Raw genomic sequence first — 19,698 nt, forward strand, 5'->3', positions numbered from 1 at the left:
GGATCTTCGCGTCGTGGGAATGATCCCCGCGCGATGGCGAGTCAGGCGGGGCCTCGCGCCTCGTGCAGCCTGCCGTCCACGACCACGCGGGGCAGGTGCGGCCCGGCTGTGGCGTACCTGTGGGTGACTTTCTGGCCTCCCGCGGCCGAGGTCCCGTCACCGAAGTACCAGCGGAAGTTCTGGCCCGCGGGCGCCTTCAACGTGACCGTGTCGCCGTTGCGCGAGACCTCCAGCGGTGTCAGGTCGGCGTCCAGGCCGAACCACTGCCGCAGTTGCTGGTTGCGCAGGAAGTTCTCCGCGTACTGGCGTGATCCGGCGGTGTCGGGGTGTGCGATCGCCGCCGTCAGGCACTGCACCGCCGTGGCGCTGTAGCGCGGGCATGCCTCCTGCCGCAACGAGAACTGCTCATCTTCGTGCGGCAACTGCCAGACCTTGCGGTCGCTCGCGAACGCCGCGTTCTCCAGCGTGAACAGGCCGTCGCCGGTGATCGCGTACGGTCCGTCCGCCGACGCCGCGTTGGCCTCGGCGACGGCCATGCGATAAGCCTCGGCCGACTCGCGGGTGAACTGCTCGAACCGGTGCGGCGCCTGGCTGATGTTCTGCAGGCACAGCTGTTCGTTGGCCGCGCTGAAGCCGCGATCCGTGCAGAACCAGCGCGGCACGAAGCTCGCCCTGCTCAGCGCGTAGTAGAAGTCGACCACCAGCACCTTCGGCCGGCCGGGCAGGGAATGCGCTTTCTCGATCGCCTCGCGCATGCCGCGGCCGCCGTAACCGATCTTGGCGCCGCTGAAGTACGGAACATCGCGAGCGGGGTTCGTCGGTGCCGCACCGACACCACCGCACTCGCGTTTCACCGCCGTGGGCACGTCTTCGGTGCCCGGCGTGATGCCCAGCGGGATGCCGAGCAACGGGTCCATGTCGTTGATGCAGCCGTTGATGATGACCAGGTCGGTGGGTTGTTCGGCGGCTTTCTCCAGCTGGCAGAACACGTCCGGCTGCTGGGTGGTGACCTCGCCGAGCTCCATCTCGCCGTCGCCGTCGGGATCCTGGACGGACGAGGCGGGACACGGCAGGTCAGGTGCGTCGAGCACGGCACCCGAGATCGAGTGGTCGCGGTGGACGAACCCGCGCCCGGTCGCGTCGCCGAGCAGCTTCGCCGTCAGCCGCGGGAACTTCTGGTGCTGGTCCACACCCTGGTTCCACACCACCGAGTCGCCCACCGAGACGACGCGGACCGGGTCGCAGCCGTCGGAAACCTCGTCGTGCCACACCTTTCCGTACGCGCGGCCGGGTTCACGCGCGTCGACCAGGAACTCGCCGGTGCCGGGAAGCGTGAAGTCCGGGCCGGTGCCGGTGATCACGACACCGTTCTGCCGGACGCGCCATTCGACGTTCCTGTTGGCGGGATTGAAAACCGTGACCCGGCCTGTTGACGGTTGACCGCAGACGGCTGTCACGTCGACGTCCAGGATGAGCGGGTAGTCCGGAGAAACCGCTGCTACGGCAGGGGATGAGCCGGTGATCACGACGGCGGCCAGCGCCGCGGGTAACGCCCTCATGGGCCGTCAGTTTACGGCACGAGTGCGTCTCGTTATTGGATCGTGCAACCCCGAATGTGTGAGGTGCGTTTCCTGCCCATGATCGACAAACCACTGGGAGGAAGTGCTTTGAGACTCGTACTGGGGATGTTGCTGTCCGCGCTCGCACTCGTCGCGGGAACCGGTGTGGCACAGGCTGATGCGCCCAGGCCGCCGTACCCGCTGGTGACGACGTGGGCCGACGCCGAAGTCCGCACCTGCGAGGCGTTGTCGTGCCCGGTGCACCACGTGATCCCCGCGGGTGAGACCACCATCGGCATCTGCTGGACCCGCGGTCAGGCCGTGTACGACCACGGCATCTACAACAACGTCTGGATCATGGTCAGCCTGATGGACGGTGGCCGCTACCTGGCCAGCGCCATCTACTTCAAGGGCGACCAGCGCGCGAACCTGCCGTACGAGAACGACTGCGGTCCCCTGTAGTGGTGGTGCGGGTGTGGCCGGAGCGGCCACACCCGGCTCACTTCACGAGGTCCAGCGCGATGTCGGCGATCAGGTCCTCCTGGCCGCCGATCAACCTCCGCCGCCCGACCTCGACCAGGATGGTCCGCGTGTCCAGGCCGTACTCCTGCGCGGCCTTCTCGGCGTGCCGCAGGAAACTCGAGTACGCGCCCGCGTAACCCAGGGTCAGGGTCTCGCGGTCGATCCGGACCGGCCTGTCCTGCAACGGGCGCACGACGTCGTCCGCCGCGTCCATCAACGCGAACAGGTCGCAGCCGTGCTCCCAGCCGGTGATGTCGGCGACCGCGACGAACGCCTCCAACGGGCAGTTGCCCGCACCCGCGCCTTGTCCGGCCAGGGAAGCATCCACCCGCGTGGCGCCACTTTCCACCGCCACCACGGAGTTCGCGACGCCGAGCCCCAGGTTGTGGTGCGCGTGCACGCCGATCTCGGTGCTCCCGGACAGGACGTCGCGATATGCGCCGACCCGTTCGCGCACCCCGTCCATCGTCAGCCGGCCGCCCGAGTCCGTGACGTAGACGCAGTGCGCGCCATAGGACTCCATCAACGCGGCCTGCTTCGCCAGCTCGGAAGGAGTGGCCAGATGCGACATCATCAGGAACCCCGAGGGGTCCATGCCCAGCGCACGGGCTGCCTCGATGTGCTGCGCCGCCACGTCCGCCTCGGTGCAATGCGTGGCGATGCGCACCGACCGGACGCCCAACGCGTGCGCCTGCTTCAGGTCGCGCACGGTGCCGATTCGGGGCAGCAACAACGTTGTCGGGACTGAGCGTTCGACCACCGAGCACACCGCGGAGATCCACTCCCAGTCGGTGTGGCGGCCGATCCCGTAGTTGACGCTGGACCCCGAGAGGCCGTCGCCGTGCGCGATCTCGATGGCGTGCACACCCGCCGAGTCGAGCAGCGTCGCGATCGCGCGAACCTGGTCGAGGGTGTAGCGATGCCGGACGGCGTGCATGCCGTCCCGAAGGGTGACATCGGTGAGCCGGATTGCCGTCATGCCAACACTCCCGTGGCGATGCGCTCCGCGGTCCGCAGTGCGGCCGAGGTCATGATGTCGAGGTTGCCCGCGTAGGCGGGCAGGTAGTGCGCGGCGCCTTCCACTTCCAGGAAGACCGAGACCAGCACGGAACCCAGCGCGTACATCGGGTCGTCCGGCTTCACGCGCGTGAACTGCACCTGCTGCTTGAGCCGGTAGCCGGGCACGTACTGGTGCACATCGGCGACCATCTGCTGCACGGCGTGGGACACCGCGTCGGTGTCGCAGTCCGACACCAGGCAGTACACCGTGTCCCGCATGATCATGGGTGGGTCGGCGGGGTTGAGCACGATGATCGCCTTGCCCCGCGCCGCGCCACCGACCTGTTCCAAAGCACTGGCGGTGGTTTCGGTGAACTCGTCGATGTTCGCGCGGGTGCCCGGACCGGCCGAGCGCGACGCGATCGACGCCACGATCTCGGCGTAGTGCACCGGAGTCACCGAGGAGACCGCGGCGACGATCGGCACGGTGGCCTGGCCGCCGCAGGTCACCATGTTGACGTTGCGCGCGCCCATGGCCTTGTCGAGGTTCACCGCGGGCACCACGAACGGGCCGATGGCTGCCGGGGTGAGGTCGACGAGCGTGCGTCCCAACGCGCCCAGCACCTGGTCGTGGCGCTGGTGCGCGCCGGCGGACGTGGCGTCGAAAACCAGTGACACGTCAGCGAACTCGTCCAGCGCGACGAGTCCGTCGACACCCTCGGCGGTGGTGGCGACCTTGAGCCGCCGCGCCCGCGCCAGGCCGTCCGACTCGGGGTCGATGCCGGCCATCGCGACGATCTCCAGCTCCTCGGAGAGTCGCAGCACCTTGATCATCAGATCGGTGCCGATGTTGCCGGACCCGATCACTGCCACCTTCGTCGTCATGCCTGACCTCCGATGAAATGCACGCGCACGTGGCCGATGCCGGAGATGGTGGCCTCGAAGGCGTCACCGGCCGCGACGTCCACGACCGGCCCGTGAGCACGATGTCTCCTGCCCGCAACGGATCCCCGAACGACGACAGCGTGTTCGCGAGCCACGCGGCGGCGATCAGCGGATCGCCGAGGCAGTGCGCGCCGGTACCGGTCGAGACCACCTCGCCGTTGCGGCTCAGGGACATCTGCACTGACGGCAGATCGAGATCGCGCAGCTCGACCGGTGTGCCGAGCACGAACTGGCTGGCGGAGGCGTTGTCCGCCACCGTGTCCACGATGCCGATGTCCCAGTTGGACACCCGGCTGTCGACGATCTCCAGCGACGGCAGCACGAATTTGACCGCGCGGCGCACGTCTTCCGGCCCGTACCCCTGCGACGGCAGGTCCTCGGCCATGATCAGCGCGACCTCGGCCTCGACGCGCGGCCGGATCAGCCGTGACGTGTCGGAGAAGCCCTCGTTCGGGATCTCGGTGTCGGCGAACAACGCGCCGAAGTCCGGCTGGTCGACGCCTAGTTGTTGCTGCACAGCGGGATTCGTGAGGCCGATCTTGCGGCCGGCGATCCGCCGTCCCGCACCCACGGCCTCGGCGACGTTGTACCGCTGCACGGCGTAGGCCGCGTTGACGTCACCGATCGGCAGCAGATACCGCACCGGCGGGCACCCGACGGCCGTGCGCGAGGCTTCCGCCAGTGCCTCAGCTGCTTTGACGATCTCAGGTGAGGACACCGGCACCTCCGGTCACTCGTCGAGAAGTCGCAGACCCTCCTGCGCCCAGGCGATGCGCGTCCGGGCCACCGCCGCGTGCCCGGCGAACACGTGCGCCTTCAACCGGGCCATCCGGTCGTGCTGGTCGACAGGCCGCTTGGTCATGCGTTCCCGCAACAGTTCGGTGTCCTTGGCGAGCAGCCGGGCCTGGTGCGCCTCGGCGTGTTCCAGCGCTTCCTCCTGCTCGCTGATGAACTCCTTCAGCACCCGCTTGGCCGACTCGGCCGGCACCAGGTCGAAGTACAGCGCCTGCACCTCCAGCGCGTCGCGGGAGGGCGGGATCGGCAACGGCGTGACGACCCACTCCTTCAACTCGCGCAGGCCCTCGTCGGTGATCGCGTAGACCGTGCGGGTCATCCGCGTGCCGCGCGTCTGCTCCTCGCCCTTGATGAGGCCGTTGTCCTCCATCTTCTTGAGCGCCGGGTAGATCTGGCTCTGCGGAGCGGACCAGACCCACCGCGTCGAGGCGCCGAAGAGTTGCGTGAGCTCGTACCCGCTCATCGGCCGCGCTTCGAGGACACCCAGGAGGACATGAGGAAGAGACATGTATCGATATTAACGTTTTCATGCGGAGATCCGCATGGTGATCGTCCTTGCCTCCGTGAAGAACTCCTTGCTGTACGCGCCGCCCTCGCGGCCGACGCCGGAGTCGCCGAACCCGCCGAACGGTGCCCGCAGGTCGCGCACGAAGAAGCAGTTCACCCACACGTTGCCGCTGTTCAGCTGACCGGCGACGCGGTGGGCGCGGTGCAGGTTCTCGGTGAACAGCATCGCTGAAAGTCCGTACGGGGTGTCGTTGGCGAGCTTGACCGCCTCGTCCTCGGTGGTGAACGGGGTGAGGGTCACCACAGGCCCGAAGACCTCTTCCTTCAGGACGGGAGCGTGTGCGGGCGGGTCGATCACGATCGTGGGCCGCACGAACCAGCCGGGCGCGCCGCCACCGCCGAGCACCTTGGCGTGCCCGGTGGCCTCGGCGTCGAGGTAGCTCGTGACCTTGCGGTAGTGCTCCTGGCTCGCCAACGGCCCGATCTTCGTAGCCGGGTCCTTCGGGTCGCCGAGTCGCAGGGCTGCGGCTGCTTGGGCGAAACGCTCCACGAACTCGTCGTAGACGCCCTGCTGGACGTAGAGCCGCGAGCCGGCGAGGCACACCTGGCCGGCGTTGCCGAACGCGGCCTCGAGCGCCCACGACACCGCGCTGTCCAGGTCGGCGTCGTCGAAGATCAGGTTGCAGCCCTTGCCACCCAGTTCGAAGCTGACCGGCGTCAGGTTGGCCGCGGCAGCGCGCGCGATCGCCTTGCCGGTGCCCGATTCGCCGGTGAACGTGATGCGGTCGACGGCCGGGTTGACCGTGAGCGCCTCACCGGCACTGGCGGGTCCGAAGCCGTGCACGACGTTGAAGACGCCCTCCGGAATCCCTGCTTCCAGAGCCAGTTTCGCCAGCAGGCAGGCGGAGTGCGGGGTGTCCTCGGCGGGCTTGAGCACCACCGTGTTGCCCCACGCCAGCGCGGGCGCGACCTTCCACGTCTCCAGCATCAGCGGGTAGTTCCACGGCGCGATCGCGGCGACGACACCGGCGGGCGCGTGCTGCACGTAGGTGTGGAAACCGCCTGCGTTCGGCAGGTGCTGCGACTCGGAAAGCCTCGCGTGGTCGGCGAAGAAGCGGAAGTTGAGCGCCGAGCGCGGCACGTCCTTGGTCTTCGCGGCGGTGACCGGTTTGCCCATGTCGCGGGTGTCGGCGAGCGCCAGTTCCTCGGTGTGCTCGTCCATCAGATCCGCGAGCTTGTGGATGAGCTTTCCGCGTTCGTCGAACGACATCCGCGGCCACGGGCCCTCGTCGAACGCCTTGCGCGCGGCCTTCACCGCCTCGTCGGCTTCCCTTGCGCCGCCGAGTGCGACGGTCGCGTAGGCCTCCTGCGTGTACGGGTCGATGTCGTCGAACGTGGCGCCGTCGGCCGAGTCGACCTCGGCGCCCCCGATCACGTGCTTGATGTTCATTTCCCCTGCTCCCGTTCGGCCAAGGTCGTTCCGCCCGCACTCCAGTGCTGGGGCGGCACTTCGGTCAGCAGCACCCGGACCTGCTCGTCCCGGACGCCGAAGCTGTCGCGGACCGCCTCGTGAACCGCCAGCAGTCCTTTTCGGAGGGTCTCCGCGTCACGGCCCTGAGCCACTTCGATGCGCACGATCGGCATGGTTCAGCTCCCCACGGTCAGGCGGCCGAGGTGGGCGAACTCGACGGACACGGGCGCCTCCGACGTTAGCGGCACCGCGTCCGTCACGCCGCCGGTGAGCACGATCCAGCCCGCCTCGATGCGCTTTCCCCGGCGTGCCAACGTGTTCGCGGCCAACGCTAGTGCTTCGGCCGGGTGGCCCTGCACGGCGGCGCCGGTCGCGGTGTACACGACGGAACCGCCCGAGCTGAGGACACAGCCCTCCAGCGCGAGGTCGAGGTCGTGCGGATCGCGGCCGATGCCGCCGGTCACGAACGCGCCCGAGGAAGCGTTGTCCGCCACCACGTCCGGAAGTGTGAAGCGGAAGTCGCGGTACCGGCTGTCGATGATCTCCAGCCCGGCGAACACCTTCTCGACCGCGCAGATCGCGGTGGCGGCGGTGACACCGGGTCCGGATAGTCGTTTGCCCATCACGAAAGCGATCTCGGGCTCGACGCGCGGGTGGATCAGTGTCGTCGTGGGCACGGGGACGCCCATCGGCAGCACCATCGCGTCCGTGAGCCAGGCGACCAGTGGTGAGTCGACGTTCATCCGCTGCTGCTTGGCGCGTGAGGTGAGGCCGAGCTTGACGCCGATGAGGGTTTCGCCGCGCGCCAGGCGGAGGCGGAGAGTCTCGTCCTGGATCGCGTAGGCGGTTTCCAGGTCGAGCTCGGGCCAGGTGTCGCTGAGGGGTTCGCCGTCGATGCGGTGGTCCTCGCGGCGCAACAGCTCCTCGGCGGCTCGCTCCACGGTCCAGGTGAGGGTTTTCATCAGGCGGCTCCCTGGATCGGGTTGGGGGAGATGGTGTTCTCGACAGGCCGAGTCGCACGAGCACCGGGGAAGGCGGCGACCGCTAGCGCCCCCAAGACCGCCACCACGGCGAAGAGGTAGAAGTTCCAGACAGCGCCGAGGCTCGAGTCGATGATCAGACCGCCGACCGTCGGGCCGAGGATCGCGCCGAGCCGTCCGACACCGAGCGCCCAGCCGATGCCCGTCGCTCGCACGCTGGCCGGATAAGACCTGGTCACGTGGGCGTTGATCAGGTGCATCGTGCCGATCGTCCCGTAGCCGGAGAGGGCCACCAGGACGTAGATCGCGAACTGGCCGGGGTTCGTGCTCAGCGCGGCGGCGCAGATGGCGGCCAGCGCGAACGAGCCGAGGATGACCGGCTTCGCGCCGTGCTTGTCGGACAGACGACCACCGAGCAGCGCGCCGAACACCGAGCCGAGGTTGAACACCAGCAGGAAGCTCAGCGCGGACCCCAGCGGGTACCCTGCGGACCGCATGATCTCGGGCAGCCAGGTGTTCAGGCCGTACACCAGCAGCAGGCCGCAGAACGACGCGACCCAGAACAGGATCGTGCGACGCAGATAGGGCTTCTGGATCAGGGTTCGCACACCGCTGCCGGCCTGCTCCTGGGCAGTGGGAACCGGGACGCCGATCCGTGCGGCGAGCGCTTTCGCCTCGTCGTGGCGGCCGCGGGACACGAGGTATTCGAGCGACTCCGGCAGGTAGCGGAACGCAAGGGGGAGAACGAGGATCAGCGGCGCGGCACCGATCAGGTACATCACCCGCCAGCCCGCCGTGGGCAGCAGCGGGATCGCCAGCGTCGCGGTCAGGATGCCGCCGATCGCGTACCCGGACTGCATCGCGGCGTAGGTGAAGGCGCGGTGCTTCTCGGCCGCGTACTCGATAGTCAGGGTGGCGGCGGTCGGCATCAGGCCACCGAGGCCGATGCCCGCGAGGAACCGCAGCACCAGGAACGTGTCCGGGTTCGGAGCCGCCGCGGCGGCCGCCATCAGCACCGAGAACCAGGCGACGCTGAAGAGGAACGTCTTCCGGCGGCCCCACCGGTCCGTCAGGATGCCGACCAGCAGTGCGCCGACGAGCATGCCGAGCAGCGCGGCACTGCCGATGGTGCCCGCCTGCGCGGCGCTGATGCCCCACTCCTCACGCAGGGCCTTGATGGTGGTGCCGTAGACGACGAGGTCGTAGCCGTCGAAAGCGAGGGCGAGACCGCACAACACGATGATCAGCAAACGCATGACGGGTTCCTTCAGGCGGTGAGGGGACGGCGGAGCTGGGGCTGGGTCTGCACGCGCTGGATCGGCCCGTGCCACATGTCGATCGCGTCGGGCTCGGCCGGGTCGAACACCCTGGGCACCCAGTCGTCGTCGAGCTCGCGAACGCCGTAGGAGTACTCGTAGGTGAGGCCCTCGGGCCCCTTGAAGTAGACGAAGATGGCGGTGGACTGCGGGTGCCTGCCCGGCCCCATCTCGATCTCCACGCCCTTCGCCTGCAGGAACCGCCAGTTGCGCATCACGTCGTCGAGCGAGTCGACCTGGAAGTTGATGTGGCACAACCCCGGTTCACTGCCGCGGAACACAGCCAGTTTGTGGTGCACCGGGTCGAAGCGCATCAGGCACGCCCAGTCGCCGATCCAGTCGGACACCTTGACGTTGAAGTGCGCTGACCAGAAGTCGTAGGCCTGCTTGACGTCGGGGGCGTCGAAGCAGATGTGGCCGAACTCGGTGATGCCGGCCGGGCGTCCGAAGTGGACCGGCCTGGCGAGCTGCACCTGGCCGTGCACGAGCTCGACGCGGTTGCCGAACGGGTCGTCGAACGCGATGAAGTCCTCGACGCGGCGTGACCGGGCCTGTTTCGGGGTGCCGCGTGCGACTTTCACGCCTGCTTTTGTGAGTTCGTTCTCGGCCGCTTCGAGCTCGTCGGGCCCTTTGAGGCTGAACGCGGAGGCCAGCACGCCCGCCTCACCCTCCTCGAAGGCGAGGCAGTGGTGGCGCTTGTCCGCGCGGAGGTACGTGACGCCGTCCTCCTGCCCGACCAACTCCATGCCGACGACGTCGACGGCGAATTTGGTTGCTGTGCTGACATCCGCCGTACCGGAGCGCACGTACGCGATGTCGTGCAACGTGATCATGACTGTCCCTTTCGGTCAGCTCGCAGGTGTGACCAGAGGCGGCTCAGCAGTTCTGTCTCGGCGGCGAGCCAGGCCGCCTGTTCGTTCGTGGACAGCGCGCGCGGACGCCCGGCGGCGGCGGCCTGCGCGTTGATCCGGGCCGAAGCCTCGAGAAGCCACATCCGTGCCACGGCCTGCCCGACGTCGGCGCCGACGGTGACGGCGCCGTTGCCCCGCAGGAGGAGAGCGGGGGCCGGACCGAGCGCGTCGGCGAGTTCGGTGGCGCGCTGTTCGTCGCGGACGAGGCGCGGGTCGTCGAACACCGGTACCTCGGGCCCGAGGAAGGCGCCCTGCCCGTGCAGCGGCCGGATCGGCACGTTCGCACTCGCCAGCGCCGTCGCCGTCTCGGGCTGGGCGCGACAGACGGCCCGCACGTCGGGGCGTGTCCGGTAGATGGCGAGGTGGATCCACGCCTCTTTCGGGGTGCCCTCCGGGAGTTGGGTCGCTGTGCGGTCGAGCGTGACGGCCCGGTCGGTGAGCGTGAGCGACCCCAGCGGGCGAGGCGGCGTGATCAGCACCCGGTCGCCGATCAGGGCAGACACGTGCCCGAACGCGGTGACCAGCCCGGAGTGGGCGGTGGTCAGTGCCGCGTCCAGCAGGTCGGCTTCGACCTCTCGTGACTTCATGGTGCCGGACCATATAGGTATGGAGATACCTATCGCTAGACGCTTCCGATATTTCTATCGATACAGATATGGTTCGACACCATGAAGCCACTTGCCTGGTTGACCGCTCTGGTGCTGACCGGCTGCTCAGCTGCTGTCGCGCCTTCTTCGCCGTTGCCGACCACGTTGTCCGCGACCCCGGTGCCTGCTCCGGTGGTCGACGGCATGGTGGTGATCCCGGCCGGCTCCTATCCGTTGGGGAGCGACCGGGTTTTGCTGAAGGCCTTCCGCCTGGACGCGTATCCGGTGACGACCGACCAGTTCGTCGCGTGGGCGAACGCGTCGCTGTCGTCGCTGGTCAACGTGCGCGGTGGCGATCCGCGGCGGTGGGACGGGCCGTTGAACCCGATCGAGCGCGATGCCGTCCGGGACGCGACCGGGCGCGAGGTGTTCACGACCGACGACACCGACGACGACTCACGTGTGGTGCGCCGCGACGGGCGTTTCGTGGTCGAGCAGGGCTTCGGCGACCACCCCGTGAACGAGGTCTACTGGTGGGGCGCGGTGCAGTACTGCGAGGCCCGTGGCGCGCGGCTGCCGACCGAGGCCGAGTGGGAGGCGGCGGTGCGGGGTGTCGAGGGGCGGCCGTTCCCGTGGGGGAGTGCCGCGCTGGACCACACGCGTGCGCAGTACGCCGAGTCGTACGGGGAGACCAGCCCGGTTGGTGCGCATCCGGCCGGTGCTTCACCTGAAGGCGTGTACGACCTGCTCGGGAACCTCTACTCGTGGACGAGCTCGTTGGATCGGCCGCTGCCGTATCGGGCGGATGACGGGCGTGAGGACCGTTCGTCTCGTGACTTGCGGATCACCCGTGGCGGTGCGCACGACGAGCCGACGTTGAGCGCCACCGACCGCGACGGCTACTCGCGCGATCCGTTCGCCGGGCACCACCACATCGGGTTCCGTTGCGCCGCAGGCGTTTAGGGGTACGGTCGGCAGCCGTGAGAGTCGTCGTGCTGTCCGACACGCACGCGCCGCGATTCTGGAAGCGGTGCCCACCCGCGGTTGCCGCGCACCTGAGGTCCGCCGACCTGATCCTGCACGGCGGCGACGTGTGCGTCGCCCCGGTGCTGGACGAGCTGGCGCAGTACGCCCGCGTCGTGGCGGTGTGCGGCAACAACGACGGGCCCGACGTGGTGGCGTGGGGTGCGCCGGAGACCGTGGAGCTCGACATCGAGGGGCTGCCGGTCGCGATGATCCACGACAGCGGCCAGAAGACCGGCCGCCTGGCAAGGATGCGCCGCCGCTTTCCCACGGCCCGGCTCGTCGTGTTCGGACATTCGCACATCCCGTGGGACGAGGCGGAGAACGGCTTCCGCGTGTTCAACCCCGGCTCGCCGACGGACCGGCGTCGTCAGCCGCAGGGCACGATCGGCCTGCTGGACGTGGTGGACGGCGCGCTGGTCGACGCGCGCATCGTGCCCGTCACCTGATTCCCGTCACCCGCACGAACCCGGCCTCCGCCCGTTCGAACGCCGCACCGCCAGGCTGGTCGAACAGCGGCTCCAGCTCGCGGTCCGCGCCGATCAGCTCCCGCAGCGGCACCGCCACCGCGTTCCGCCCGTCGTCCAGGTACTCCTGCGTCTCGTCGCCCGCGAACACCCGCCAGCCGCTGTCCTGCTCGTGGTCGGGGTCCTCCCGGTACAGCCACCGCACGGGTTCGCCGTCGCGCGCCACCCGTGCCGACGCGATCGCCGACTTCGCCAGGTCGCCGAACCACAGCCGCTCGAACCTCCGCTGCCGCGCGACGATCTCCGGCGCGCCGAGCTCGACCCGCACCCGCAGCAGCGTGCCGTCCGCGGCGAGGTCGCGGTGGACCGGGAACATCCCGTCACCCCAGGAGGTGAACCAGCCGGTCATCGGCGTGCCACCGACCTCGATCGTGCCGGACTCGGTCGCGGTCGACCGCATCTGGCGCAGCACCTGGAAGTGGTCGTCGTGCGGGCGGAAGTCGAACGCGAACTTCCACCCCTCGGCCCGCAACGCCTCGAGTTCTCCGTGCAGCGCCCGCACCTCGTCCCAGGAGAGATCGGCCCAGCGGCGCTCGTCGTCCACAACGGACGGTGGCACCGAGACCCGCGCGGTCACCTCCTCGACGTCACCGCCCCAGAACGCCAGGTCGAACAGTCCGTCGACCGGGTCGTCGCTGCGCCAGCCGCCGAGCGCCGCCGCGTCGGCGAACAGCAGCCGTGCCTCGTCGACCAGGACGTACCCGCAGTCGATCGAGGAGGCCACGACACCGTCCGCGCACTCCACCCACACCGAACGCCAGTTGCCCCGATCCGGGCCGGCCGGGTCCATCCGCTCGCCCAGCACGCGCAGCGCACCCGCCGGCAACCCGCGCACCGCGACCGCCCAGGCACCGTGGAACGGCACCTCGGCGCCACCCGGCCGGTCGTCGAGCAGCGCCCGCACGCGGGCCAGGTGCGACATGCGCGGCACCTGCCGGACCGAGGCGTCGAGCCCGGTCCGCCCGAGTGCCGAGACCACGGGCTCGCCGTTCGGGCTCACGTCGAACGCGTACCGGCCCTTGACCACGGCCAGATCCAGCGCCGCGGCGGCCTCCACGGCCTGCGGACCGACGATCTCGAAGTCCGCGGCGGCGTTCGCCCGCTCGACGACGTGGTCCGGCGCGGTGCCCTCCTCCAGCAGCGGTGGCCGGTCGCCCGACCAGATCCTGAGCAGCCCGAAGTCGATCAGCAGCAGGTCGCCGGACGGAAATGACGCCGCCCCCAGAAGTTCCGGCACGTCCTCATGATCGCACCTCGAGGCACCGCAGCGAGCGGAACGTCCTGCGGCTGATCAGCACGCCAGCACCGCCTCCGCCCAGTCGGCGTGGTCGAAGTTGCGGCCATCGCCGCCGTCGGTGACGCGCAGACTCAACATCCGCACCCCCGTGACGTCGACGTCGATCGGGACCGCGGCGCCCTTCCCGCGCAGAACTCCGCTGTCGTACAACGGTTTTCCGTCGCCGAAGACCTGGAACGCCACCGAGCCCGGCTCCCTGGTCTCGTCGTCGAGGCCGATCTTCGCGCTGAACCGCTCGCAACCGCGGCCGAGGTACACGTCGATCTCGGACGGCGCGTGCACGCCGAGTCCGTTGGCGTACGCGGTACCACCGATCGTGAGCGGACCACCGTCGCCGCCGGAGTTCTCGCCGTTGGAGCGGTCGCGTTCGACCGGACCCCACCCGTTGGTCTCGCTCATGAACGGCAAACCGCTCACCTGAGCGCCGTCGGCGGGCACGGGCGGCGGCACGAACGCTTTCACCACCTGCTCGACGTGCACCCCGGAGAAGGTCGCGACGACGGGCACTTCGACCGTGCCGACCTGGGAGCCCACCCGCAGCTGCCATCGCCCGCTGACGGACGCGCCGGGCGCGAGCTTCTCCCGCCGGACAACGGCTCCGGACACGGTCCAGCCCTGTGGTGCGACCGCCTTCAGCTCGACCTCGCGGATCTCCTGCGACCCGTTGGTGAACGTCCCGCCGACCTCGAGAGTCGAGCCCGCGGGGGCGTCGGCGGAGGCAGGGGTGACGGTCAGCGTCGTCCGAGGAACCTGGCGGATCGGCTAGTCGCACGTCTGCAGGCCGGGCCGGTTGCGGCAGATGACCGCCGCGAACCCGCCGTTGCGTCGCACGGGGACGGTGAGGGCGTCGGTGGAGCGCAGCACCTGGCGGCCGCGCACCACGTCGCCGCGGTCGGCGGGATCGCGGACGGTCTCGACGAGCCACTGCCCGGCGCCGAGGAATCCCAGCTGTGCGTGGAGAGTGCGTTCCGCGGTGGCGATGCCGCCGACGAACCACCGGTCGCCGTTGCGGCGTGCGACGACGGCGTGCGTGTCAGGGTCGCCGTCGAGCAGCCGCGTCTCGTCCCAGACGGTCGGGAGCTGGTCCAGGTAGCGCAACGCCTGCGGATGCCGTTCGTACGCCTCGGGTTTGTCCGCGAAGTGCGTCCAGCCCGACTCGTACACGACCGGCAGCGCGACCTCGTGCGCGATCGAGGCCTCCTTCGTGCCGACTTCCAGCGACACCGGGGTGTAGTCCATCGAGCCCGCGACGTTGCGGGTGAAGAACTGCACCGGGTTGTTCGCGGCGGGCGGCATGTTCTCGGCGCCGCGCACCGCTTCCATGGACAGCACGTGCGGCCAGGTGCGGGCGAGGCCGTGCGGGATGGTGGAACCGTGGAAGTTGACCATGAGTTGAAGGTCGGCCGTCTTCCGCAGAACCGCGTCGTACCAGCGATAGCGGTCCTGCGAGTCGGACTCCATGAAGTCGAGCTTCACGCCCTTCGCGCCCCACTGCTTGATCCTGGGCAGCACTGTGTCGCGTTCCTGCGGTGTGTCGAGGTCGCTCCAGCGCAGCCACAGCAGGATCTCGACGCCCTGCGCGCGGGCGTAGCGGATCAGCTCCGGCACCCACTGCGCGCTCCAGCCCTCGTCGACCAGCGCGTACTCCCAGCCGTTGCGGGCGGCGAAGTCCACGTACTGCTTCTGCCGCGCGAAGTCGCTCGGGCTGGAGTGCTCGCTCAGCCACGACCACGCGACCTTGCCCGGCCTGATCCAGCTCCGGTCGGTGAACAGCGCCGGGGTCGCCAGGTCGTCCACCAGCGTCGACGTGCTGACGGTCGCCAGGTCGCCCACGATCGCCGTGCGCCACGGCGTGGTCCCCGTCGACTCGACCTGTCCGTCGGCGAGCACGACCTGGAACCCGTTGCCGCTGCGGCGCAACCTGCTGCCGGAGTAACGGCCGTCCACATCGGACTCGGTGAGCAGCGCGAAGTCGTCGCCCGTCCGGAAGAGCGACGGGTAACCGAAGTCGCCGGTCGCCGCGCCCGCCGTCGTGCGCACGCGGTTGGCCTCGTACCAGGCGTTGTACGGGAGCAGCCAGGCCTTCGCGGCGGCGTCGACGGTGAAGCTGGACGCCTCCGAGGTGACGGTGGCGGGGTTCGGGAGCACGTAGCGGTAGGCGGCGCCGTCCGGTGCGGCGCGCACGACCAGGTCGAACGTGCCGGCGGGAGCCCGGAAGCCGAGCCTGGTCTCGGTCATCCGGGTGGCGCGCCGCAGCCGTTTGCCGGTCTGCATCTCGTAGTTCTCGATGACAACGCGGTCAGAGCGGCCGGTGAACGTGAGGTTCTCGGTGAGGTCGGCCGTCGTCGTGGTGAGGCCGACGGAAGACGGGTGCAGGACTGTTCTGCCCTGCCTGCGGACGGCCAGCGTCAGTTTTCCGCTGGTCAGTGCTACTTGAGCGGTGATCTGACCGGGTCCTGTGACCGTCCAGGACGACGGGGCCGCGGTGGCGGGAACAGCGGGCAACAGCAGGGCGAGCACGATCGCGAGCAGTCGTGACATCGTTGTCAGCTCCCAGTGTGAGACCGCTCTCATGGTGTTGCCGGTCGGGTTTCCGGTCAAGGGGCCGGTCGTCGGGTGTCGATTTGCGGACTGATGAAGAGATCTTCATCTTGGTCTCATGCAGGACGCGGGCTCGACCGGCAGGCTCGGCCGCATGCTGCCGTCCGCCCGCACCGGCACGGTCCTCGTGGCCGTGCTCAGCGTGGCGTGCGCGGTTGCGGCCGTGCTGCTCGTGCTGACCGTGGTGCGGCCGGTGCCACCGGAGGTGCGGACGCCGGAAGTCCAGATAGGACGCTCGGTCCCGCCCGCTCCCACCACGTCCGCTCCGGGTTCGGTGCTGCCGCCACCACCGCCGGTCGAAGACGACGACGAGGACGACTGACGTGCCCGCACGCGTGAAGATCATGTGCTGGCTCCTCGGCCTGATGACGCTCGTCCTCGCGACCGTCGTGGTCGTGGTCTGGCGGTTCCTCGACGTCGACGTGGACGACCGGGTGAACCGCGCCCTGGAGCAGGAGACGACGGAGTTCAGCGCCTACGCCGAGACCCACGCCGGCGACGTGCGGTCCGTGGCGGAGGCGCACCTGCGGTTGCAGTACCCGGACGAGTACGAGGCCCATCTCGCCGTGCCGCCGACCGGCAAGGTGCTGGTGCAGCGGTCGGAGGTGACGTACGCGCTGGAGAACGACCGCGCGGTGCTGGCCGCGATCACGTCGTCCGGCGTTCCCACGGGGGTGACGGCGACGCCCGCCGGGCCGTTCCGGTGGGCGAAGGTGCACGCGGTCGGCGGCTCCGAGATGTGGTTCGTGACCGGCTACTTCGAGGACGGCGTGCAGGCTCCGGTGCACTCGACGGTGCGCGTGCTCGTGCTGGTGTCGCTGGCGGGCCTGCTGATCGCCGCGCTGATCGCGTGGTTCGTGGCGGGCGTGATCCTCGCGCCCGTGCGGATGGTCCGGCAGGCCGCCGCCGAGATCACCGAGGACGACCTGACCCGCCGCATCCCGGTGTCCGGCAACGACGACGTCGCCGCGCTGGCCCGTCAGTTCAACTCGATGCTCGACCGGCTGGAGCGCTCGTTCCGGCTGCAGCGGCAGTTCCTCGACGACGCCTCGCACGAGCTGCGCACCCCGATCACGATCGTCCGCGGCCACCTGGAGCTGATGGGCGACTCGCCGGCCGAACGCGCTTCCGTGGTGCGGCTCTGCACCGACGAGCTCGACCGCATGGCCCGTCTCGTCGAGGACCTCCTGCTGCTGGTGAAGGCCGAACGCCCGGACTTCCTGCGGCCCGTTCCGACCAGCCTGCCGGAGCTGACCAGCGACATCGACGCGAAGCTGCGCGCGCTGGGCGACCGCCGCTGGGTGCTGGAGTCGATCGCGGAGGGCGAGGCGGTGCTCGATCCGCAACGCGTGACCCAGGCCGTGGTGCAGCTCGCCTCGAACGCGGTCAAGCACACCTCTCCTGGTGCCACGATCCGGTTCGGGTCCTCTGTGGACTCTCGGGTCTCCTTCTGGGTGGCCGACTCCGGGCCCGGCGTGCGGGACGAGTCGTTGCTCTTCTCCCGCTCGACCGGCCTGGGCCTGCCGATCGTGAAGGCCATCGCCGAGGCTCACGGCGGTGCTGTCGTCGTTCGCTCGGTTCCCGGTGAAGGAGCGACTTTCGTGGTGGAGGTGCCGAGGTGACCGGCCGGATCCTGATCGTCGAGGACGAGGAGCGCATCGCGTCCTTCGTCGAGAAGGGACTGCGCGCCAACGGTTTCACGACGTCGGTGGTGTCGTCCGGTGCGGACGCCCTGTCGTGGGCCGCGGCCTTCGACCTGGTGGTGCTGGACCTGGGGCTGCCCGATGTCGACGGGTTCTCGGTGCTGCGGTCGATGCGCTCGCAGGGGATCGCGACCCCCGTGATCATCCTGACCGCCCGCGACTCCGTGCACGACACCGTGGCGGGCCTGTCGGGTGGCGCGGACGACTACATGACCAAGCCGTTCCGCTTCGAGGAACTGCTGGCCCGCGTCCGGTTGCGGCTGCGCCCGCCCGGCGCGCCCGAGGCGACGGTGCTGACGTCCGGCTCGCTGTCGCTGGACCTCCGCACCCGTCAGGCGCTGCTGCCGTCCGGCCCGGTCGACCTCACCGCGCGCGAGTTCGCGTTGCTGGAGCTGTTCCTGCGGCACCCCGGACAGGTGCTGGTGCGCGAGCAGATCCTGTCCCACGTGTGGGGCTACGACTTCGACCCCGGGTCCAACGTCGTCGACGTCTACGTCCGTTCGCTGCGCCGGAAGATCGGTGCCGCTCGGGTGGAGACCGTGCGCGGGATGGGGTACCGGCTCGTGTAGATGAAGGCGCTTTCATCGGGGCATCACGTGCGGATCAGCATTGGTGCGCAGGCTGGTTCTCGTGATTCTGACGTTGGTGGTCTTCGGAGCGGCGGTGCTGCTCTGGGTGTGCACGCCGCTGGACGACACGTACGTCGCGCTGGCGGCCGTGGCGGCCCTGGTGCTGTCCGGCGTGCTGCCCGCTTCGTCTTTGGCGGCTTTGGGCAACTCGACGACGTGGCTGCTCATCGCGGCCTTCGTGCTCGCGGCGGGCGTGACGGCGTCGGGTCTGCCGGTGCGGCTGGCTTCCTGGCTGATGTCCCGTGCGCGGACCGTGCGCGGCCTCGCCCATCTGACGGCGCTGGCTTTGCTGATCACCGCGTTCTTCGTGCCGTCGACATCAGGCCGGGCGGCGCTGTCGCTGCCGGTCTACGAGTCGTTGCGGTCCACGATGAACTCCCGCGTCTCGCGTGCTTTCGGCGTGCTGTTCCCGTCGGTGATCCTGCTGACCGCGGTGGCGTCGCTGGTCGGTGCGGGCGCGCACCTGATCACGACCTCGTTGCTGGAGACCGCCACGGGGCAGGGGATCGGGTTCGGGTGGTGGCTGCTGCTCGGTGTGCCGCTCGCGGTGGTGAGCGCGCACGTGACGGCCGAGATCGTGCTGTGGCTCTTCACGACGCGGGCGGACCGGGTAGCGCTCTTCACGACGCACGCGGATCGGGCAGCGCGGAGCGAGGGTCCCCTCCAGGGGGTCCCCTGTTCTAATTCTCCCAGACAGCACCGACAGTTTTCGGCGCTCGCCAGGCCCGAGTGGACCGCGCTGGTCGTCGTCCTCACCGTCTCGGCGGCCTGGCTCAGCGAACCCTGGCACCACGTCCGCCCCGAGGTCGTCGCTCTCGCCGGAGCGCTCGTGATCACCGCCCCGCGCCTCGGCACCACCACGACGAAGAAGGCCTTCGCGGACATCCCGTGGTCGTTGCTGGTGTTCATGGCCGCCACGACGATGCTCGGCACCGCGCTCATCGAGTCCGGCGCCGCCCACCTGATGGCCGGCCTCGTCACCACGGACCGCCTGCTGATCACGGTCGTCGTCGTGAGCCTGTGCGCCCACCTCGTCATCCAGTCGCGCTCGGCCCGCTCGTCCGTTCTCATCCCGATCGTCATCCCGCTGGCCATCACCGCCGGGATGAACCCCGCCGCCCTGGCCCTCGCCTCGACCGCGGCGGCCGGTTTCTGCCACACGCTCACGTCGTCCGCGAAGCCCGTCGCGCTCTTCGCCGATGCCTACGAACCGAAGGACCTGCTCAAGCTGTCCGCGGTCCTCGCCCCGGTCACCGGCCTGCTCGTGCTGGGCAGCGCCACCCTGCTCTGGCCGCTCCTCGGCCTCCCACTGAAATGAGGTCACCG

20 protein-coding genes and 1 pseudogene are annotated in these 19,698 nt (G+C 69.6%); 7 read left to right on the plus strand and 14 right to left on the minus strand.

Annotated elements, in window-relative coordinates; all coding sequences use genetic code 11:
• Nucleotides 1-41: 41 nt before the first annotated feature.
• Nucleotides 42-1,559: a hypothetical protein gene (locus AB0M24_RS11530; protein ID WP_363764511.1), complete on the minus strand. Its 1,518-nt coding sequence runs from the start codon at nucleotides 1,557-1,559 to the stop codon at nucleotides 42-44.
• 108 nt (nucleotides 1,560-1,667) lie between these two features.
• On the opposite strand from AB0M24_RS11530, the gene AB0M24_RS11535 reads away from it, so the two are divergent.
• Nucleotides 1,668-2,021, plus strand: coding sequence for a hypothetical protein (locus AB0M24_RS11535; protein WP_363764514.1), 354 nt, complete (start codon nucleotides 1,668-1,670; stop codon nucleotides 2,019-2,021).
• A 37-nt stretch (nucleotides 2,022-2,058) separates the two neighbouring features.
• Here the strand turns inward: AB0M24_RS11535 and dmpG are convergent, their stop codons facing one another.
• The 10 genes and pseudogenes from dmpG to AB0M24_RS11585 all read right to left on the minus strand — a co-directional run bounded on the left by dmpG (nucleotide 2,059) and on the right by AB0M24_RS11585 (nucleotide 10,592).
• Nucleotides 2,059-3,060 (minus strand): 4-hydroxy-2-oxovalerate aldolase, encoded by a 1,002-nt coding sequence (gene dmpG, locus AB0M24_RS11540; RefSeq protein WP_363764517.1) that lies wholly within the window; start codon nucleotides 3,058-3,060, stop codon nucleotides 2,059-2,061.
• Nucleotides 3,057-3,965, minus strand: coding sequence for an acetaldehyde dehydrogenase (acetylating) (locus AB0M24_RS11545; RefSeq protein WP_363764520.1), 909 nt, complete (start codon nucleotides 3,963-3,965; stop codon nucleotides 3,057-3,059). The genes dmpG and AB0M24_RS11545 overlap by 4 nt, the downstream gene beginning before the upstream one ends.
• A gap of 148 nt (nucleotides 3,966-4,113) precedes the next feature.
• Nucleotides 4,114-4,410, minus strand: a pseudogene (locus tag AB0M24_RS11550) (2-keto-4-pentenoate hydratase); the annotation flags it as partial.
• Nucleotides 4,411-4,755: 345 nt separating this feature from the next.
• Nucleotides 4,756-5,328: a PadR family transcriptional regulator gene (locus AB0M24_RS11555; RefSeq protein ID WP_363764523.1), complete on the minus strand. Its 573-nt coding sequence runs from the start codon at nucleotides 5,326-5,328 to the stop codon at nucleotides 4,756-4,758.
• 18 nt (nucleotides 5,329-5,346) lie between these two features.
• A complete protein-coding gene (locus AB0M24_RS11560; protein ID WP_363764526.1) occupies nucleotides 5,347-6,777 on the minus strand; it encodes an aldehyde dehydrogenase in 1,431 nt (476 codons plus the stop codon).
• A complete protein-coding gene (locus AB0M24_RS11565; RefSeq protein ID WP_363764529.1) occupies nucleotides 6,774-6,971 on the minus strand; it encodes a tautomerase family protein in 198 nt (65 codons plus the stop codon). Before AB0M24_RS11565 ends, AB0M24_RS11560 begins: the two co-directional genes overlap by 4 nt.
• 3 nt (nucleotides 6,972-6,974) lie before the next feature.
• Nucleotides 6,975-7,760 carry a 4-oxalocrotonate decarboxylase gene (locus AB0M24_RS11570; RefSeq protein ID WP_363764532.1) on the minus strand — a complete coding sequence of 262 codons (786 nt, stop codon included), beginning with the start codon at nucleotides 7,758-7,760 and terminating at the stop codon, nucleotides 6,975-6,977.
• Entirely contained in the window at nucleotides 7,760-9,034 is a 1,275-nt protein-coding gene (locus AB0M24_RS11575; protein ID WP_363764535.1) for an aromatic acid/H+ symport family MFS transporter, read from the minus strand. Before AB0M24_RS11575 ends, AB0M24_RS11570 begins: the two co-directional genes overlap by 1 nt.
• 11 nt (nucleotides 9,035-9,045) lie before the next feature.
• A complete protein-coding gene (locus AB0M24_RS11580) occupies nucleotides 9,046-9,927 on the minus strand; it encodes a VOC family protein (RefSeq protein ID WP_363764538.1) in 882 nt (293 codons plus the stop codon).
• Entirely contained in the window at nucleotides 9,924-10,592 is a 669-nt protein-coding gene (locus AB0M24_RS11585) for a class II aldolase/adducin family protein (protein WP_363764541.1), read from the minus strand. Before AB0M24_RS11585 ends, AB0M24_RS11580 begins: the two co-directional genes overlap by 4 nt.
• An 81-nt stretch (nucleotides 10,593-10,673) precedes the next feature.
• On the opposite strand from AB0M24_RS11585, the gene AB0M24_RS11590 reads away from it, so the two are divergent.
• A complete protein-coding gene (locus AB0M24_RS11590) occupies nucleotides 10,674-11,555 on the plus strand; it encodes an SUMF1/EgtB/PvdO family nonheme iron enzyme (protein WP_363764545.1) in 882 nt (293 codons plus the stop codon).
• A 17-nt stretch (nucleotides 11,556-11,572) separates the two neighbouring features.
• A complete protein-coding gene (locus AB0M24_RS11595) occupies nucleotides 11,573-12,064 on the plus strand; it encodes a metallophosphoesterase family protein (protein WP_363764548.1) in 492 nt (163 codons plus the stop codon).
• Here AB0M24_RS11595 and AB0M24_RS11600 read toward each other — a convergent pair.
• The 3 genes from AB0M24_RS11600 to AB0M24_RS11610 are packed head-to-tail and all read right to left on the minus strand — an operon-like array spanning nucleotide 12,057 to nucleotide 15,980.
• Nucleotides 12,057-13,379, minus strand: coding sequence for a DUF2185 domain-containing protein (locus AB0M24_RS11600; protein WP_363764551.1), 1,323 nt, complete (start codon nucleotides 13,377-13,379; stop codon nucleotides 12,057-12,059). The two genes, AB0M24_RS11595 and AB0M24_RS11600, sit on opposite strands and share 8 nt — an antisense overlap.
• Before the next feature lie 54 nt (nucleotides 13,380-13,433).
• Nucleotides 13,434-14,198, minus strand: coding sequence for an NPCBM/NEW2 domain-containing protein (locus AB0M24_RS11605; protein ID WP_363765718.1), 765 nt, complete (start codon nucleotides 14,196-14,198; stop codon nucleotides 13,434-13,436).
• Between the two features lie 3 nt (nucleotides 14,199-14,201).
• Nucleotides 14,202-15,980, minus strand: a complete 1,779-nt coding sequence (locus AB0M24_RS11610; RefSeq protein WP_363764554.1) for a glycoside hydrolase family 97 catalytic domain-containing protein — start codon at nucleotides 15,978-15,980, stop codon at nucleotides 14,202-14,204.
• A 118-nt stretch (nucleotides 15,981-16,098) separates the two neighbouring features.
• On the opposite strand from AB0M24_RS11610, the gene AB0M24_RS11615 reads away from it, so the two are divergent.
• The 4 genes from AB0M24_RS11615 (at nucleotide 16,099) to AB0M24_RS11630 (ending at nucleotide 19,690) form a co-directional block, all read left to right on the plus strand.
• Nucleotides 16,099-16,362, plus strand: a complete 264-nt coding sequence (locus AB0M24_RS11615) for a hypothetical protein (protein ID WP_363764557.1) — start codon at nucleotides 16,099-16,101, stop codon at nucleotides 16,360-16,362.
• Nucleotide 16,363: 1 nt separating this feature from the next.
• Nucleotides 16,364-17,662: a HAMP domain-containing sensor histidine kinase gene (locus tag AB0M24_RS11620; RefSeq protein ID WP_363764560.1), complete on the plus strand. Its 1,299-nt coding sequence runs from the start codon at nucleotides 16,364-16,366 to the stop codon at nucleotides 17,660-17,662.
• Complete coding sequence (locus AB0M24_RS11625; RefSeq protein WP_363764563.1) at nucleotides 17,659-18,312, plus strand: response regulator transcription factor; 654 nt, start codon at nucleotides 17,659-17,661, stop codon at nucleotides 18,310-18,312. Before AB0M24_RS11620 ends, AB0M24_RS11625 begins: the two co-directional genes overlap by 4 nt.
• 61 nt (nucleotides 18,313-18,373) lie before the next feature.
• Entirely contained in the window at nucleotides 18,374-19,690 is a 1,317-nt protein-coding gene (locus tag AB0M24_RS11630) for an SLC13 family permease (RefSeq protein ID WP_363764566.1), read from the plus strand.
• Nucleotides 19,691-19,698: the final 8 nt, after the last annotated feature.

Source organism: Lentzea sp. NPDC051838 (assembly GCF_040681245.1).
Lineage (GTDB): Bacteria > Actinomycetota > Actinomycetes > Mycobacteriales > Pseudonocardiaceae > Lentzea.